The organism is Nocardioides sp. (assembly GCF_031397825.1).
Classification (GTDB): Bacteria; Actinomycetota; Actinomycetes; order Propionibacteriales; family Nocardioidaceae; genus Nocardioides.
This window is the reverse complement of the sequence record NZ_JANNML010000085.1, coordinates 1-15,473: the sequence shown is the minus strand read 5'-3', so window position 1 is coordinate 15,473 and position 15,473 is coordinate 1. Positions and strand designations below refer to the sequence as shown.

Sequence of the window (15,473 nt, the reverse complement as noted above, 5' to 3'; positions counted from 1 at the left end):
CATGACTCTGGACGCCGACAAGGTCTACGACGAGATCACCACCTGGGCAGCCGGGGAGGGCCTCGAGCTCTACCCGCACCAGGAGGAGGCGGTGATCGAGCTGCTCGGCGGCAGCAACGTCATCCTCGCCACCCCGACCGGGTCGGGGAAGTCGCTGGTCGCGATCGGGGCGCACATGGCGGCGCTCGCCGAGGACGAGGTCAGCTTCTACACCGCGCCGATCAAGGCGCTGGTGAGCGAGAAGTTCTTCGCGCTGTGCGGCGTCTTCGGTGCCGAGAACGTGGGCATGCTCACCGGCGACGCCTCGGTCAACACCGACGCCCCCATCATCTGCTGCACCGCCGAGGTGCTCGCCAACATCGCGCTGCGCGAGGGCTCGTCGGCCGACGTGGGGCTCGTGGTCATGGACGAGTTCCACTACTACGCCGAGCCCGACCGTGGCTGGGCGTGGCAGGTGCCGCTGCTGGAGCTGCCGCAGGCGCAGTTCCTGCTGATGTCCGCCACCCTCGGCGACGTCACCGAGATCGCCGAGGACCTGACCCGTCGCAACGGGCGGGAGACGGCGGTCGTCGACGACGCCGAGCGACCCGTGCCGCTGGACTTCCGCTGGTCGCTGACCCCGCTGGACGAGACCGTCGTCGAGCTCGTCGAGACCCACCAGGCGCCGGTCTACGTCGTGCACTTCACGCAGAAGGACGCCGTCGAGCACGCCACCAGCCTGCTCTCGCCGAGCTCTGCGATCGGCAAGCTGAGCCAGGCCGAGAAGGACGCGATCACCGACAAGATCGGCCCCTTCCGCTTCGGCTCGGGCTTCGGCAAGACGCTGTCCAAGATGCTGCGCCGCGGCATCGGGGTGCACCACGCGGGCATGCTTCCGCGCTACCGCCGGCTCGTCGAGCAGCTCGCCCAGGCCGGGCTGCTGACGGTCATCTGCGGCACCGACACCCTGGGTGTGGGCATCAACGTCCCGATCCGCACCGTGCTGTTCACGGGGCTCGCCAAGTTCGACGGCAGCCGCGCCCGCGTCCTGCGCACGCGGGAGTTCCTCCAGATCGCGGGGCGCGCCGGCCGGGCGGGCTTCGACACGGCCGGGTACGTCGTCGTACAGGCTCCGGAGCACACGATCGAGAACGAGCGGGCCAAGGCCAAGGCCGAGGCCAAGAACGCCGCGATGAGCGCGGAGAAGCAGGCCAAGCGCAAGAGCAAGGCGCAGCTCCGCAAGCCGCCTGAGGGTGCGGTGGTGTGGACCGAGCAGACCTTCGACAAGCTCGTCGACGGCGACGCCGAGCGGCTGCAGTCGCGGATGAAGGTCGACAACGCGATGCTCATCAACGTCCTCGCCCGCGAGGAGGACGCCTTCCCCGTGCTGCGGCGCCTGCTCCAGGACAACCACGAGGACCGACGCAGCCAACTGCGGCTCTCGCGACGCGCGCTGCGGCTGGTGCGCAGCCTCGTGCACTCCGGCACGGTGACGCGGCTGGAGTCGCCCGACGAGCACGGACGTCGCCACGTGCTGACCGTCGACCTGCCGCTCGACTTCGCGCTCAACCAGCCGCTCGCGCACTTCGCGCTGGCAGCCCTCGACGTGCTCGACCCCGAGGCCGACACCTACACGCTCGACATCGTCTCGGTGATCGAGGCCGTGCTGGAGGCGCCGCGACAGATCCTCTTCGGCCAGCAACGCCAGGCCCGGGGCGAGGCGATCGCCGAGATGAAGGCCGATGGCCTGGAGTACGACGAGCGGATGCTGCTGCTCGACGCGATCACCTGGCCGCAGCCGCTGGCCGAGCTGCTCGAGGCGACCTACGAGATCTATCGCCAGCGGCACCCCTGGCTGCGCGAGGACGCGCTGGGGCCGAAGACGATCGTGCGCGAGATGTACGAGCAGGGGATGAGCTTCACCGACTTCGTCAGTCGCTACGAGCTGGCGCGGTCGGAGGGGCTGGTGCTGCGCTACCTCACCGATGCCTACCGCACCCTGCGCCAGACCGTGCCCGAGGCGCACAAGACCCCCGAGCTGGACGACCTGGTCGACTGGCTCGGCGAGACCGTGCGACAGACGGACTCCTCGCTCCTCGATGAGTGGGAGGCGCTGTCGGACCCCGAGCACGTCGCGCGGACCGTCGCCGAGGGTGCGCCGCCGCCGATGAACCGGCCGATCTCGGCGCAGGAGCGGCCCTTCCGCACGATGATCCGCAACGCGATGATGCGCCGCGTCGAGCTGGTCGCGCGCGACGACCTCGACGGGCTGATGAAGCTCGAGCGGGCTGCTGCCGACCGCACGGACCCGCCGGCCGAGGTGCTCGTGACCCGGTCCGTGTGGGACCAGGCGATCGAGGAGTACTACGCCGAGCACGACACCGTCGACATGGGTCCGGACGCGCGCGGACCGGAACTGCTGTCGATCACGCCGTCGGTCGCTGATCCCGAGTCGCCCGGCCGGAGGTGGGACGTGCAGCAGACGATCCACGACCCGGAGGGCCACCACGACTGGGTGATCGAGGCCGTGGTCGACCTGGACGCCTCCGACGAGCTCGGCGAGCTGGTGCTCACCACGACCGGGATGCGTTGCCTGGGGGACTAGGTCGTCCTCTGTGGACGGCGGGGTCGACGGCGGGGTCGACGGCGGGGTCGACGGCTGGCGGGCGATCACGTGGAACACGTGCCAGTGCTGGGGGCCGCTGAACGCTGCGCCGTCGCGCTCCTCCTCGTCGACGGCCACCACCTCCAGCCCTCCCAGGAGCGCATCGACCTCGTCACGGGGCAGCGACGAGGACGTCCAGGCCGCCCGGCTCGACCAAACGCTCCCGCAGGGCGGGGTCGCCGTCGACCGCCGTCACGCGCCAGCCGGCCTCGAGCAGGGCCGTGGTCTCGATGCCCGCTCCTGCGCCCAGCTCGACCGCACGACGGCCGGCCCCGGGGCCGGCGTGGGCGATGGCCTCACGACACAGGGGCCGTGGGACCCGACCGACCTGCGCATCGTTGTAGGCGGACCAGTCGATGCGACGCTTCGGGCCCGTGATGTCAAGCCCGGCCTTCCCGGGCTCGTCGCTCGGCGCGGACCAGGTAGTCGGCGGTGCTGTTCTCGTGGGGGAACGGCAGGTCCGGGACCGCGACATCGAGAGCACGGCAGAGCGGCTCCCAACCGTCTCCGGGCTGCCACTCGACGAGGCGGTGGGAGGGGACCTCGTCGCGCACCGCGGTGAGCCACCGGTCGTAGCCCGCCATCTGGTCGTGCGGGTCGTCGAGGTCGCTGAAGATGCCCGAGAAGATCGCGCGGAAGAGCGGTACGACCGGGTGGCTGTCGTCGCCCAGGAGCACCTGGCGCGTGCGAGGGAGCACGGTCGCGGCCATGCTGCGCTGCCAGACCTCGGCGCTGCTGCGGCGCGACAGCAGGACAGGGGCGTCCGGGTAGGCGGCGGCCAGCTGGCGCCAGCAGCTCGCGACCGGGACGTCCACCCCGGCGGCGTACGACGCGAGGAAGTCGTGCCACACCGGTGGGCGCCCCTCGATCGCGGCCACCCAGGTCGCGGCGTGCTCGGGGTGCGCGAGGGCCTCGCTCATGTGGTAGACCGGCGCGTCCAGCAGGTGTCGCAGGGCCTCGCGCAACGACGTGGTGCCGGTGCGGGGGAGTCCGGCGCCGATCAGTCGCATCACCACATGGACTCTAGGTCAGGCCGTGAGCGTTTGCTGGGTCGTTGCCGGCAGCCAGAGTCCCCCTCACCGTGCAACATCGCGCCGACTCGGCGTACGCGGTGCAACATCGCGCCGACTCGGCGTACGCGGTGCAACATCGCGCCGACTCGGCGATCAGGGGAGGGGGCACAGCCCGTCGGGGCAGCTGTCGAGCCAAGCTCGGCCACCCCGCAGCGAGCTGATCTGCTTGGCTCCGGTGTAGCCGTCGGAGCCGCTGCCGTCGTCGAACCACAGCAGCGCGTAGGTCGGGCGCACCCCGACCGCCAGCGCCGAGCGGGCGATGACCGTGGGGTCCCAGTCGCCGTCCATGCTGCCGTGCGGTCCGGCCTCGGTGACCGCAGTGCGGGGGTGGGCGGCGGCGAGCTCGACGAGACCGGTCAGGTCGAGCGGGTCGGCCTGACCGGAGCCGTCGCCGACCGGGTCGTAGGAGTCGATGCCGACCAGGTCGACCGCCTCGGGCACCAGGGTGAGGGGGTCGGCGATGCCGTCGTAGCTGACCACGTTGGCCGACCAGCCCCAGACGATGTTGTGGACGCCGGCGTCGATGGCGCGCTCCTGCATCGCGGCCCACAGCGCACGGTAGTCCTCCGGGTCGGGCTGACCCCACCAGAACCAGTCGCCGTTGGCCTCGTGGAGGGGGCGGAACAGGACGGCGGCCGGCTGGTGGAGCCCGCCGTCTCCGGACTGGAGCCGCTTGAGCAGCTCGAGCTTGGCGTCGTAGTCGGCCCAGAACGCCACGGCCTGGGAGGTCCCCGGCTCGAGCAGGGCCTTCAGGTCGGTCCACCGCCGGTCGCGGGCGTCGAGGCCGCTGTCGGGGTTGGGTGTGTGCCACGAGGCGGTGAGGACGACGCCGTCGGCCGCAAGCTCGAGGAGCCGCTGGAGGGGCGGGTCGTAGAAGCCGAAGCCCTCGCTCTGCTCGAGCTCCTGCAGGTCGAAGCCGACCAGTGCCACCGAGCGTCCTCCCAGCTGCCTCAGCGGCGCCTGGTAGGCCTCGTTGGAGAGGTTGAGCTGCTGGCCCACGCCCATGACCCCGTCGCGCTGCCAGGTGTCGAGCGTCTGGGCGAGGCAGCGGGCCTCGGCCGTGGCGTCCTCGTCGACCAGCGCTACGTCGGGCATGCAGGCGGGCGTTGGGGTGATGGCGGTCGAGGGTGTGGGGACGGTCGGCTCGGTAGTGGGGCTGATGCCGGGTGACGGCGTCGGGGTGCCGGTCGGGCTCGCGGTCGGGCTCCCGGTGGCCGAGGGCCGGTCGTCGCCGTCGGAGCCCGTCATGAGCACGACGCCGCCACCGGCCAGCACGACGAGGACGAGGACGAGAGCGCCGACCTCCAGGACCCGAGCTGCTCGTCGACGCACCCCTCCAGTGTCTCACCCCGACCCTCGTTTGCCCGCCGAACAGGACCGGACCTAGAGTCCGCGGCGAGTCGCCGCAATGTCGTCGTGTCGACATTGTGTGATGGGGGAGCAGGACCCCCGGACCGGACCTAGGAGTGGCACATGAGCGACAACCAGATGTTCCCCGGATTCGGCGGGAGCTCCGCCCCGGCGATGCCGCCGAGGGCGCCGGTCCCTTCCCCACCGCTCGGAGATGACGTGTCTGACCATCCCCTCAACGACCCGCTGCCGTTCGAGAAGCCGATCCGGCGCGAGGAGGCCCCCAAGGAGGAGTCGCACCGTGGCGGTGTGCCCGAGGTGGCGGCCAGCAACGAGGCGCCCTCCGTCGTACGCGAGAGCGCTGCTCCCACTGACGGTCCCGTCGTGATGGGCCCGACCGGTCGCCCGATGCCGCACCTGCCCGAGCCGTCGGTGCTCACCAGCCACGGCAACGCCCGCGTGATCTCGATGTGCAACCAGAAGGGCGGGGTCGGCAAGACCACGACCACGATCAACCTGGGTGCCGCACTGGCGGAGTACGGCCGCAAGGTCCTGCTCGTCGACTTCGACCCGCAGGGCTCGCTGTCGGTCGGCCTGGGCCTCAACCCGCACGAGATGGACCTGACGATCTACAACCTGCTGATGGAGCGTGACGTCAAGGTCGAGGACGTCGTCGTGCCGTCCGGGGTGCCCGGCATGGACCTGCTGCCCTCCAACATCGACCTGTCGGCCGCCGAGGTGCAGCTGGTGCACGAGGTGGCGCGCGAGCAGACCCTCCAGCGGGTGCTGGCGCCGGCCCTCGAGACCTACGACGTCATCCTCATCGACTGCCAGCCCTCCCTGGGGCTGCTGACGGTCAACGCGCTCACCGCCTCCCACGGCGTGATCGTGCCCCTGGAGTGTGAATACTTCGCGCTGCGCGGCGTGGCGCTGCTCAAGACCACGATCGACAAGGTCCGCGAGCGTCTCAACCCGCGTCTGGAGATCGACGGCGTCCTCGGCACGATGTTCGATGGCCGCACCCTGCACTCGCGCGAGGTCATGGACCGGCTGGTCCAGGCGTGGGGCGACAAGGTCTTCCACACCGTGATCCGCCGCACCGTGAAGTTCTCCGACTCGACCGTGGCCGGCGAGCCGATCACGACCTACGCCTCGTCGTCTGCCGGTGCCGACTCCTACCGCCAGCTCTCCAAGGAGGTGGTGGCCCGGTGTCTCGACGTGTGAGCATGCCCGCGGCCGACGACCTGTTCCGGCCCACCGCAGCCGTGCGTGCCGTCCCCGACGCTCCCGAGCCGGCCGAGACGACGCCCGAGGCGGCCGCCCCGGCCAAGCCGTCGGGTCGGATCCGGCACGACGAGAAGATGACCGTCTACGTCACCTCCGACGAGCTGCTCCAGATCGAGCACGCCCGGCTCGCGCTGCGTGCCGGTCACGGCCTGGCCGTCGACCGCGGCCGCCTCGTGCGCGAGGCGGTGGCGCTGGTCCTGGCCGACTTCGACACCCACGGCGCCGACAGCGTGCTGGTGCGGCGGTTGACCGACGGATGACGGGCGGATGACCAGCCTCGTCACCCCGGGCGAGACCGGTGAGACTCCGGGCTTCGAGCTGCGGCTCGACAACTTCGAGGGGCCCTTCGACCTCCTGCTGAGCCTGATCTCCAAGCACAAGCTCGACGTCACCGAGGTGGCGCTGGCCAAGGTGACCGAGGAGTTCATCACCTTCGTCAAGGTCGGCGGCCCGGTCTGGGACCTGGAGCAGACGACGTCGTTCCTGCTGGTCGCCTCGACCCTGCTCGACCTCAAGGCCGCTCGGCTGCTGCCGCAGGGCGACGTCGAGGACGAGGAGGACCTGGCGCTGCTCGAGGCGCGTGACCTGCTCTTCGCCCGGCTCATGCAGTACAAGGCGTTCAAGCAGGTCGCGGGCTTCCTCGAGGTCCGTCTGGCCGAGGAGTCGCGGCGCTACCCGCGCGCGGTCGGTCTCGAGGACCGCTTCGCGACGCTGCTGCCCGAGGTGCTGATCGGCATCGGGCTCGACCAGTTCGCCCAGCTGGCCGCCAAGGCGCTGGAGCCCAAGCCGGTGCTCGAGGTCTCGCTCCAGCACATCCACGCGGCCAAGGTCAGCGTGCGCGAGCAGGGCGCGATCGTGATGGAGCGGCTGCGCCGCTCCGGCACCCTCACCTTCCGGTCCTTGTGCCGGGACTCGCCCGACCGGCTCACGACCGTGGCCCGCTTCCTGTCCCTGCTCGAGCTCTTCCGCGAGGGCGCCGTCGCCTTCGAGCAGGTCACCGCGCTGGGCGAGCTGACCATCCGCTGGACCGGTGGCGAGGACGACGAGATCGAGATCACCGACGAGTTCGACGGAGCACCGCCCGACGAGGGCGCTCCCGTCGACGAGGAGACACCATGAGCGAGACCCCGGCCCCCGAGTCAGGGGCCACCGACGAGGGCGAGCTGCTCGCCGTACCGCTGGCCGAGCTGCGGCCCTCCCTCGAGGCGGTGCTGATGATCTCCGACCAGCCGCTCGACGACGCCAGCCTGGCGTCGGCGGTGGGCTACCCGGTCGACGAGGTGACCGGGGCGCTCCACGCGCTGGCCGCGGAGTACACCGAGCAGGGGCGCGGCTTCGAGCTGCGCAACGTCGGCGGTGGGTGGCGGTTCTACTCGCGGGACGCCTACGCCGCCGTGGTGGAGGCATTCGTGCTCGAGGGCCAGCAGGCGCGGCTCACCAACGCGGCGCTGGAGACCCTCGCGGTCGTGGCCTACAAGCAGCCGGTCTCGCGCGCGCGGGTCTCGGCGATCCGTGGCGTCAACGTCGACGGGGTCATGCGCACCCTGATCTCGCGCGGGCTGGTCGAGGAGGCCGGGCAGGACGGCGAGACGGGCGCCAACCTGTTCCGCACGTCGACCTACTTCCTCGAGCGGATCGGCGTCACGTCGCTGCAGGACCTGCCGGAGCTCGCGCCCTACCTGCCCGACCTCGACGACCTCGAGGACGAGCTCGCCGAGATGGCCGCCTCCGAGATGCCGCACGAGAGCGCGGCGGGCTCCGCCGGCGAGGCGGCTGCTGCGGTGGGGGCCGGCGACGCTGCGGTCGAGGCCGCCGTACCCGCCGACTCGGGGGTGCCGGAGGATGACCCCGTGACCGAGGACCAGCCATGAGCCGTGAGATCGCCACCGACGAGGACGGCCTGATCCGCCTGCAGAAGCTGCTCGCGCAGTCGGGCGTCGCGTCGCGTCGCAAGTGCGAGGAGCTGATGCTCGACGGCGAGGTCGTCGTCGACGGGGAGACCATCACCCGCCTCGGCACCAAGGTCGACCCCCGCACCGCGGTGATCAGGGTCAGCGGAAAGCGGCTGCCGCCGGTCTCCGAGCTGGTCTACCTCGTGCTCAACAAGCCGCGTGGCGTCGTCTCGACGATGTCGGACCCCGAGGGACGCCGCACGATCAGCGACGTCGTCGCGCACCGGTCCGAGCGGCTCTTCCACGTCGGTCGCCTCGACACCGACACCTCCGGGCTGCTGCTGCTCACCAACGACGGCGACTTCGCGCAGCGCATGGCGCACCCGTCCTACGAGGTCGACAAGACCTACGTCGCCGAGGTCGACGCCGAGGTCACCAAGGCGACCGTCGCCGAGCTGCGCGAGGGCGTCACGCTCGACGACGGCCCCGTGACCGTGACCGCGGCCAGGATCATCAGCGTCTCCGGGCGAGGTCGCGGCGCCAAGTCGATCGTCGAGCTGGTCATCCACGAGGGTCGCAACCGGATCGTGCGACGGCTGCTCGAGCAGCTCGGCCACCCCGTGCGCCGGCTGACCCGCACCGCGATCGGACCGGTCCAGCTCGCCCAGCTGCCCAGCGGCGGCCTGCGCGACCTCACCAACGACGAGCTCGGCGAGCTGCTGGACAACGCCCAGCTCTGACGTGACGGCTTCGTCGGGGTAGTCCCTAACGCCAGCGTGGTCCCGCGGCTCCGGAGACGACGCTTGCGTGAGGGACTATCCCGGCCGGGGGCGTCATCGCACCCCCGGGTCACCGCCCGCCCGGCGTACGACGTGTCGGGCGACCACGGGTTCTTCGGCGACGACCAGCCCGCCTGACGGCGCCGCGCCCGGCGCCCCCAGCCCGGGCACTAGCCTTGCTCGCGACCAGGGAGGGCCCGAGGACGGCCCGACGACGCGGGACGAGGAGCAGACGTGGCAGTGCGAGCGGTGCGGGGAGCGACCCAGCTCGACGAGGACGTGCGCGAGCAGATGCTCGAGCGGGTGGCCGAGATGGTCACGGACGTGATGACCTCCAACGGCCTCGAGGTCGACGACTTCATCTCGGTGATCTTCACCACCACCAGCGACCTGGTCTCGGAGTTCCCCGCCTACGCCGCCCGCGGGCTGGGCTTCGGCGAGGTGCCGCTGATCTGCGCGCGCGAGCTCGAGATCGAGGGCTCGATGCCCCGCGTGGTCCGGATGATGGCCCACGTCGAGACCGACCTGCCCCGCGCTGACATCACCCATGTCTACCTCCACGGCGCGGCCGCGCTGCGCTCCGACCTCACGCGGGTCAGGTCCGTGCCGGATGAGTGAGGCCCGGACGAGTGAGGCCCGGACGAGTGAGGCGCTGGTCGGCCCGGTCGAGATCGTCGGCGTCGGCCTGATCGGCACCTCGATGGGCCTGGCCTGTCGCCGTGCGGGCCTCGAGGTCCTGCTGACCGATCCCTCCGACGACCACCTGCGCACGGCCTCGGGGCTGGGAGCCGGTCGGGTCAGGACCGACGAGGACCGGCCCCAGCTCGTCGTGGTCGCCGTACCCCCCGACCACCTGGGCCAGCAGATCGCCCGGGCCCTCGACTCCGGCGCGTTCGTCACCGACGTCGGCAGCGTGAAGGCCGGCCCGCTGGCGGCGGTCGCTGCTCACCCCGCCCTCCGGAACTACGTCGGCGGACACCCGATGGCGGGCAGCGAGCGTTCCGGCCCCCTCGCCGCTAGCTCGTCGCTCTTCGACGGCCGCCCCTGGGCGGTGACCGCCCACGCCACCGCCGACCCTCGCGCTGTCGACCTGGTCGAGGCCCTGGCGGCGCTCTGCGGCGCTGTGCCTGTCCGGCTGACGCCCGACGAGCACGACAAGGCCGTCGCCCGCACCTCGCACCTGCCTCACCTGATGGCCGCCCTGGCCGCCGGGGCCCTCGCGGACGCGCCGAGCGACCACCTCGCGCTCTCGGGGCAGGGCGTGCGCGACGTCACCCGTGTGGCCGCGGGCGACCCGCGCCTCTACGGCCAGATCGTGTCGGCCAACGCCACGGCGGTCGCGGCCCTCCTCGGCGGGGTCCGGGAGAGTTTGGACACGCTCATCGAGGCGCTGGGTGCGGGGGACCGGACCGGTCTCGAGGCCGTCCTGAGCCAGGGCGTGGCCGGCACCCAGGCGATCCCGGGCAAGCACGGTGGCCCGGCGCGCCCCAGCGGCAGGGTCTTCGTCGCTGTGCCCGACCACCCGGGCGAGCTCGCGCGGCTCTTCGCCGACGCCGGCGCCAGCGAGGTCAACATCGAGGACGTCCGCATCGACCACGACCCCGGGAGACCCGTCGGCCTGGTCGAGCTGGTCGTCGACGTGGACCGGATCGACCACCTGCTCGCCTCTCTCGAATCCCGGGGATGGGTGACGCACCGGTAAGGTGCCCTCCCGTGGTGAGCAGTGCTGGGTCTCGTGTGGTGGTGGCTGTCGACGGGACCTCCGGGTCGGGCAAGTCGAGCACCTGCCGCGGCGTCGCGACCCGTCTGGGCCTGCGCTACCTCGACACCGGCGCGCAGTTCCGCGCGATCACCTGGTGGATGCTGCGCGAGGGCGTCGACGTGCACGACGCCGAGGCCGTCGCCGCCCGTTGTGACGAGGCGCCGATCGTCTCCGGCACCGACCCGACCGGCCCCACGATCGAGATCGACGGCGTCGACGTGGCCGTGGCGATCCGCAGCGACGAGGTCACCCGCCACGTCTCGCCCGTGAGCACCGTCCCGGCCGTGCGGGCGCGCCTGTTGGAGCTCCAGCGCGCCATCATCGAGGACGCGACCACCGACGGCGGCATCGTCGTCGAGGGCCGTGACATCGGCTCCGTCGTCTGGCCGCGGGCCGACGTCAAGCTCTACCTCACGGCCGACACCGAGGCACGGGCCCTGCGTCGCGCCGCCGAGCAGGGCGGCTCCGACGTGGCCGCCACCGCGCAGGTCCTCGCTGAGCGTGACCGCATCGACTCCGGGCGTGCCACTGCACCCCTCGTCCGGGCCGACGGCGCCGTCCACGTCGACACCACGCCGTACTCCCTCGAGGAGGTCATCGACCTCGTCGTCGGGCTGGTCCTCGAGGCCGGGTCATGAGCGTCCACGACACCCTGCCGCGCACGACCACGACGCCCCACCCGCCGACCTGGATGCTGCGCGGCCTGCGGCCGCTGTCGCGCTGGCTGCTCCGTCGTCGGTACGACGTGCAGGTGCACGGCGCCGAGCTGGTCCCGGCCGCGGGGCCGGTGGTCTTCGCGGCCAACCACGTCGGGGTGATCGACGGGCCCCTGCTGGCGGTCTTCGCGCCGCGGCCGGTGCACGCGCTGACCAAGATCGAGATGTTCGCCGGACGCATGGGCGGCTTCCTGCGCCACTCCGGCCAGATCCCGCTCGACCGCGATGCCACCGACCCCCGCGCGGTGAAGCTCGCCGTGCGTGTGCTGCGCGACGGCGGCGCCGTCGGGATCTTCCCCGAGGGCCACCGCGGCTCCGGTGAGCTCGAGCGCTTCCACCGCGGTGCGGCCTACCTCGCCCTGGTCACCGGCGCTCCGATCGTCCCGGTCACCATGATCGGCACCCGCGAGCCTGGCGGCCACACCGGCTCGATCCCGCTGCGCGGTCGCCGCCTCGAGCTGGTCTTCGCGGCGCCGTACTCCCTCGACCCGACCCCCTGGCCCCGCCGACGCGACGACGTCGAGCAGGCCTCCCTCGAGCTGCGCGAGCGCATGCTCCATGATCTACGTGAGGCGCTGGCGGCCACCGGCCGCAGCCTCCCGGGCCCGCTCCCAGCCGGTGAGCAGCTGCCCGACCCCTCCGGTGGCGTGACAGGAACGACGACGTGAGCGAGACGCTGGAGCCCGACGAGACGACGACGGACGGGCCCGTGCCCGTCCTGGCAGTGGTGGGACGGCCCAACGTGGGCAAGTCGACCCTGGTCAACCGGATCATCGGCCGCCGCGAGGCGGTCGTGGAGGACGTGCCGGGCGTGACCCGCGACCGGGTCTCCTACGACGCCAACTGGAACGGTCGCGCCTTCACGGTCGTCGACACCGGCGGCTGGGACCCCGATGCCAAGGGTCTGGCGCTGAGCATCTCCGCCCAGGCCGAGATCGCCGTGACGCTGGCCGATGCCGTCCTCTTCGTCGTCGACGCCGGGGTGGGCATCACCGACCAGGACGAGGCGGTCGTCAAGATCCTGCGCAAGTCCGGCAAGCCGGTGGTGCTGGCGGCCAACAAGGTCGACGACCAACGCACCGAGGCCGAGGCCTACGGGCTGTGGAACCTCGGGCTGGGCGAGCCCTACCCCGTCTCCGCCCTGCACGGCCGCGGCTCGGGCGACATGCTCGACGCAGTCCTGGCCGCGCTGCCCGAGCCGCCGCCCGAGCGCATCGGCGAGATGGGTGGCCCGCGACGCATCGCGATCGTCGGCAAGCCCAACGTCGGCAAGTCCTCGCTGCTCAACCGCCTGGCGGGGGAGAACCGCGTGGTCGTCGACAACGTCGCAGGCACGACCGTCGACCCCGTCGACGAGCTGATCGAGCTGGGCGGCCAGACCTGGCGCTTCATCGACACCGCCGGCATCCGCAAGCGGGTCAAGGAGGCGTCGGGCCACGAGTACTACGCCTCGCTGCGCACGACGACCGCCATCGACCGCGCCGAGCTCGCGGTCCTCGTCGTCGACGGTGGGCAGTCGCTCTCGGAGCAGGACATCCGGATCATCCAGACCATCCGTGACGCCGGTCGCGCGCTGGTCATCGCGTTCAACAAGTGGGACCTCGTCGACGAGGAGCGCCGCTACTACCTCGAGCGCGAGATCGAGCGCGACCTCGTGCAGGTGCAGTGGGCGCCTCGCATCAACATCACCGCGCGGACCGGCTGGCACGTCGACCGGCTCGTCCCCGCGATCGAGAAGGCGCTGGCCGGCTGGGAGACCCGCATCTCCACCGGCACGCTCAACGCGTTCCTCGGTCGCCTGGTCGCCGAGCACCCGCACCCGGTGCGCAGTGGCAAGCAGCCCAAGATCCTCTTCGGCACGCAGGCGACAACGGCGCCTCCGACGTTCATCCTGTTCACCAGCGGCAAGCTGGATGCAGGCTACGAGCGCTACATCGAGCGGCGGCTGCGCGAGGAGTTCGGCTTCGCCGGCACGCCGATCATCCTGCAGCAGCGACCCCGAGAGAAGCGCAAGCGGTAGTCCACGACAGGGGAGCGTCATGAGGGTCCGGATCACCACGGCCGTGGGGGTGCTCGCCCTCGTGGCGCTCGTCCCGTCTGCGGCTGCAGCCCCGGTGGCGTCGACGACGTGCTCGGTCTTCCCGGCCGACAACTGGTGGCACGCGGACGTCTCGTCGCTGCCCGTGCACGGCAGGAGCGCCCAGTGGCTCTCCCACATGTCCACCGGCTCCGACCTGCACCCCGACTTCGGTCCGTCCTTCGGCGACGGCCCCGACTACGGCATCCCGGTCACCGTGGTCCGCTCCAGCCACACGAAGGTGCCCGTGCGGTTCACGTACGCCGACGAGTCCGACCGCGTGCGCTACCCGCTCGGCCCGGACACCCGCATCGAGGGCGGTCGGTCCTCCGACGGTGACCGGCACGCGATCGTCGTCGACCGCGGCCGCTGCCGGCTCTACGAGACCTACGACACCCGGCTGCGCGACGGTCGCTGGCGGGCCGGCTCCGGGGCCGTGTGGTCGCTGCGCAGCAACGCCCTGCGGCCCGACGGGTGGACGTCGGCGGACGCCGCGGGCCTGCCGATCCTCCCGGGCCTCCTGAGGTGGAACGAGGTCCGCGACGACGAGATCGACCACGCCATCCGCTTCACGACCGACATCACCAGCAAGCACCACCTCTGGCCGGCCCGCCACGACGCCGGGTCCCGCTCGAGCCTGGCCTACCCGCCCATGGGCGCCCGGTTCCGGCTGCGTCCGGGCTGGTCGGCGGCCGGTCTGTCGTCGTACGCCCAACGGGTGGTGCTGGCCATGAAGACCTACGGCCTGGTGCTCGCCGACAACGGCTCGCCGTGGTTCTTCCAGGGCGAGCAGCACGCGGCCTGGCCCGAGCGGCTGATCGAGGAACTGAAGACGATCCCGGCCTCCGCCTTCGTCGCCGTGGACACCTCCTCGCTGCAGGTCTCGCCGAACTCGGCGGCTATTGAGGCCAGGAGCTGACCTGATCTCCACCTAGGGTCGACGCATGACGACCAACGCCGAGACCACGACCGCCTCCACGTCGACGACGGGCGAGCGGGCCGACCTGCTCGACTCGCTCCACAAGCACCGCGACCTCTTCCGGCACACCGTGCAGGGCCTCAGTGATGAGCAGGCGGGCCTGAGCCCCACCGCCAGCAACCTCTGCCTGGGTGGCCTGGTCAAGCACGTGACCTCCACCGAGAGCGAGTGGGCGAGGTTCGTGCTCGAGGGGCCGGTCGAGCAGGAGGGCATCGACTGGGCGAGCATCGACTGGAGCAACCCGCCGCCCGAGGTCCAGGCCTACCAGGACGGATTCCGGATGCTGCAGGGCGAGACCCTCGCGGGCGTCCTGGCGGCCTACGACGAGAGCGCGGCCGCCACCGACGAGCTCGTGCGCACCGTCGACCTCGACGGCCGCCAGCCGCTGCCCGCGGCCCCATGGTTCGAGCCCGGCGCCAGCTGGTCGGCGCGCCGCGTCTTCCTGCACCTGGTCGCGGAGACCTCCCAGCACGCCGGCCACGCCGACATCCTGCGCGAGAGCATCGACGGCCAGAAGTCGATGGGGTGAGCCCGATTCCCAGGTGCGTGCCGCCCTGTTGTAGGGTTCACGCGCTTGGGAAACGGCCGGTCTGACCGGCCCGCACCGGGCGTTCGGGCTGTGGCGCAGCTTGGTAGCGCACTTGACTGGGGGTCAAGGGGTCGCAGGTTCAAATCCTGTCAGCCCGACCGAAGAAAGACCGGCCTTGACCTGCATCACTGCAGGTCAGGGCCGGTTTTTATGTCCAGGACGTCGAGCTTCTTTGAGACTCGTCCTCAGAAATCGACGGCTGTTCGGGCAAAGTTCGGGCTGAAAGTTCTTGCGGCCAGCGCGCGGACTGGCGACGCGACGCCTGGGTCACTCGGACCACCAACGTCACCATGCTCGTCAGCGCCCAGTCGCTGCCCTGGCTCAA

15 protein-coding genes and 1 tRNA gene are annotated in these 15,473 nt (G+C 71.6%); 14 read left to right on the top strand and 2 right to left on the bottom strand.

The features are described 5' to 3' along the window. Nucleotide 1 precedes the first annotated feature (1 nt). A complete protein-coding gene (locus RMN98_RS07385) occupies nt 2-2,584 on the top strand; it encodes a DUF3516 domain-containing protein (protein WP_309648161.1) in 2,583 nt (860 codons plus the stop codon). 440 nt (nt 2,585-3,024) lie between these two features. Here the strand turns inward: RMN98_RS07385 and RMN98_RS07380 are convergent, their stop codons facing one another. Together RMN98_RS07380 and RMN98_RS07375 are read right to left on the bottom strand one after the other, a co-directional pair. Beyond that, complete coding sequence (locus RMN98_RS07380; RefSeq protein WP_309648177.1) at nt 3,025-3,654, bottom strand: sulfotransferase; 630 nt, start codon at nt 3,652-3,654, stop codon at nt 3,025-3,027. A 156-nt stretch (nt 3,655-3,810) separates the two neighbouring features. Further along, nucleotides 3,811-5,049 carry a glycosyl hydrolase gene (locus RMN98_RS07375; protein ID WP_309648160.1) on the bottom strand — a complete coding sequence of 413 codons (1,239 nt, stop codon included), beginning with the start codon at nt 5,047-5,049 and terminating at the stop codon, nt 3,811-3,813. A gap of 405 nt (nt 5,050-5,454) precedes the next feature. On the opposite strand from RMN98_RS07375, the gene RMN98_RS07370 reads away from it, so the two are divergent. The 13 genes from RMN98_RS07370 to RMN98_RS07310 all read left to right on the top strand — a co-directional run bounded on the left by RMN98_RS07370 (nt 5,455) and on the right by RMN98_RS07310 (nt 15,246). Next, nucleotides 5,455-6,291, top strand: coding sequence for a ParA family protein (locus RMN98_RS07370; protein ID WP_309648176.1), 837 nt, complete (start codon nt 5,455-5,457; stop codon nt 6,289-6,291). Between the two features lie 2 nt (nt 6,292-6,293). Next, entirely contained in the window at nt 6,294-6,614 is a 321-nt protein-coding gene (locus RMN98_RS07365) for a hypothetical protein (RefSeq protein WP_309648159.1), read from the top strand. A 7-nt stretch (nt 6,615-6,621) separates the two neighbouring features. Further along, nucleotides 6,622-7,473 (top strand): segregation/condensation protein A, encoded by an 852-nt coding sequence (locus tag RMN98_RS07360; RefSeq protein ID WP_309648158.1) that lies wholly within the window; start codon nt 6,622-6,624, stop codon nt 7,471-7,473. Beyond that, nucleotides 7,470-8,225 (top strand): SMC-Scp complex subunit ScpB, encoded by a 756-nt coding sequence (scpB, locus tag RMN98_RS07355; RefSeq protein ID WP_309648157.1) that lies wholly within the window; start codon nt 7,470-7,472, stop codon nt 8,223-8,225. Before RMN98_RS07360 ends, scpB begins: the two co-directional genes overlap by 4 nt. Further along, the gene (locus tag RMN98_RS07350) at nt 8,222-8,986 is read left to right on the top strand and encodes a pseudouridine synthase (RefSeq protein WP_309648156.1); all 765 of its coding nucleotides are present in this window, start codon (nt 8,222-8,224) and stop codon (nt 8,984-8,986) included. The genes scpB and RMN98_RS07350 overlap by 4 nt, the downstream gene beginning before the upstream one ends. 273 nt (nt 8,987-9,259) lie before the next feature. Then, nucleotides 9,260-9,643 (top strand): chorismate mutase, encoded by a 384-nt coding sequence (aroH, locus tag RMN98_RS07345; RefSeq protein ID WP_309648155.1) that lies wholly within the window; start codon nt 9,260-9,262, stop codon nt 9,641-9,643. Beyond that, entirely contained in the window at nt 9,636-10,727 is a 1,092-nt protein-coding gene (locus RMN98_RS07340) for a prephenate dehydrogenase (protein WP_309648154.1), read from the top strand. Before aroH ends, RMN98_RS07340 begins: the two co-directional genes overlap by 8 nt. Nucleotides 10,728-10,768: 41 nt before the next feature. Continuing rightward, complete coding sequence (gene cmk / locus RMN98_RS07335; RefSeq protein WP_309648153.1) at nt 10,769-11,425, top strand: (d)CMP kinase; 657 nt, start codon at nt 10,769-10,771, stop codon at nt 11,423-11,425. Further along, nucleotides 11,422-12,171 (top strand): lysophospholipid acyltransferase family protein, encoded by a 750-nt coding sequence (locus tag RMN98_RS07330; protein WP_309648152.1) that lies wholly within the window; start codon nt 11,422-11,424, stop codon nt 12,169-12,171. The genes cmk and RMN98_RS07330 overlap by 4 nt, the downstream gene beginning before the upstream one ends. Continuing rightward, complete coding sequence (gene der, locus RMN98_RS07325) at nt 12,168-13,523, top strand: ribosome biogenesis GTPase Der (protein WP_309648151.1); 1,356 nt, start codon at nt 12,168-12,170, stop codon at nt 13,521-13,523. The genes RMN98_RS07330 and der overlap by 4 nt, the downstream gene beginning before the upstream one ends. A gap of 19 nt (nt 13,524-13,542) precedes the next feature. Then, on the top strand, nt 13,543-14,499 hold the full coding sequence (locus tag RMN98_RS07320; protein WP_309648150.1) for a hypothetical protein: 957 nt from the start codon (nt 13,543-13,545) through the stop codon (nt 14,497-14,499). A 25-nt stretch (nt 14,500-14,524) separates the two neighbouring features. Continuing rightward, nucleotides 14,525-15,088 (top strand): DinB family protein, encoded by a 564-nt coding sequence (locus tag RMN98_RS07315; RefSeq protein WP_309648149.1) that lies wholly within the window; start codon nt 14,525-14,527, stop codon nt 15,086-15,088. An 84-nt stretch (nt 15,089-15,172) separates the two neighbouring features. Beyond that, nucleotides 15,173-15,246: transfer RNA gene (locus tag RMN98_RS07310), tRNA-Pro, on the top strand. Nucleotides 15,247-15,473: the final 227 nt, after the last annotated feature.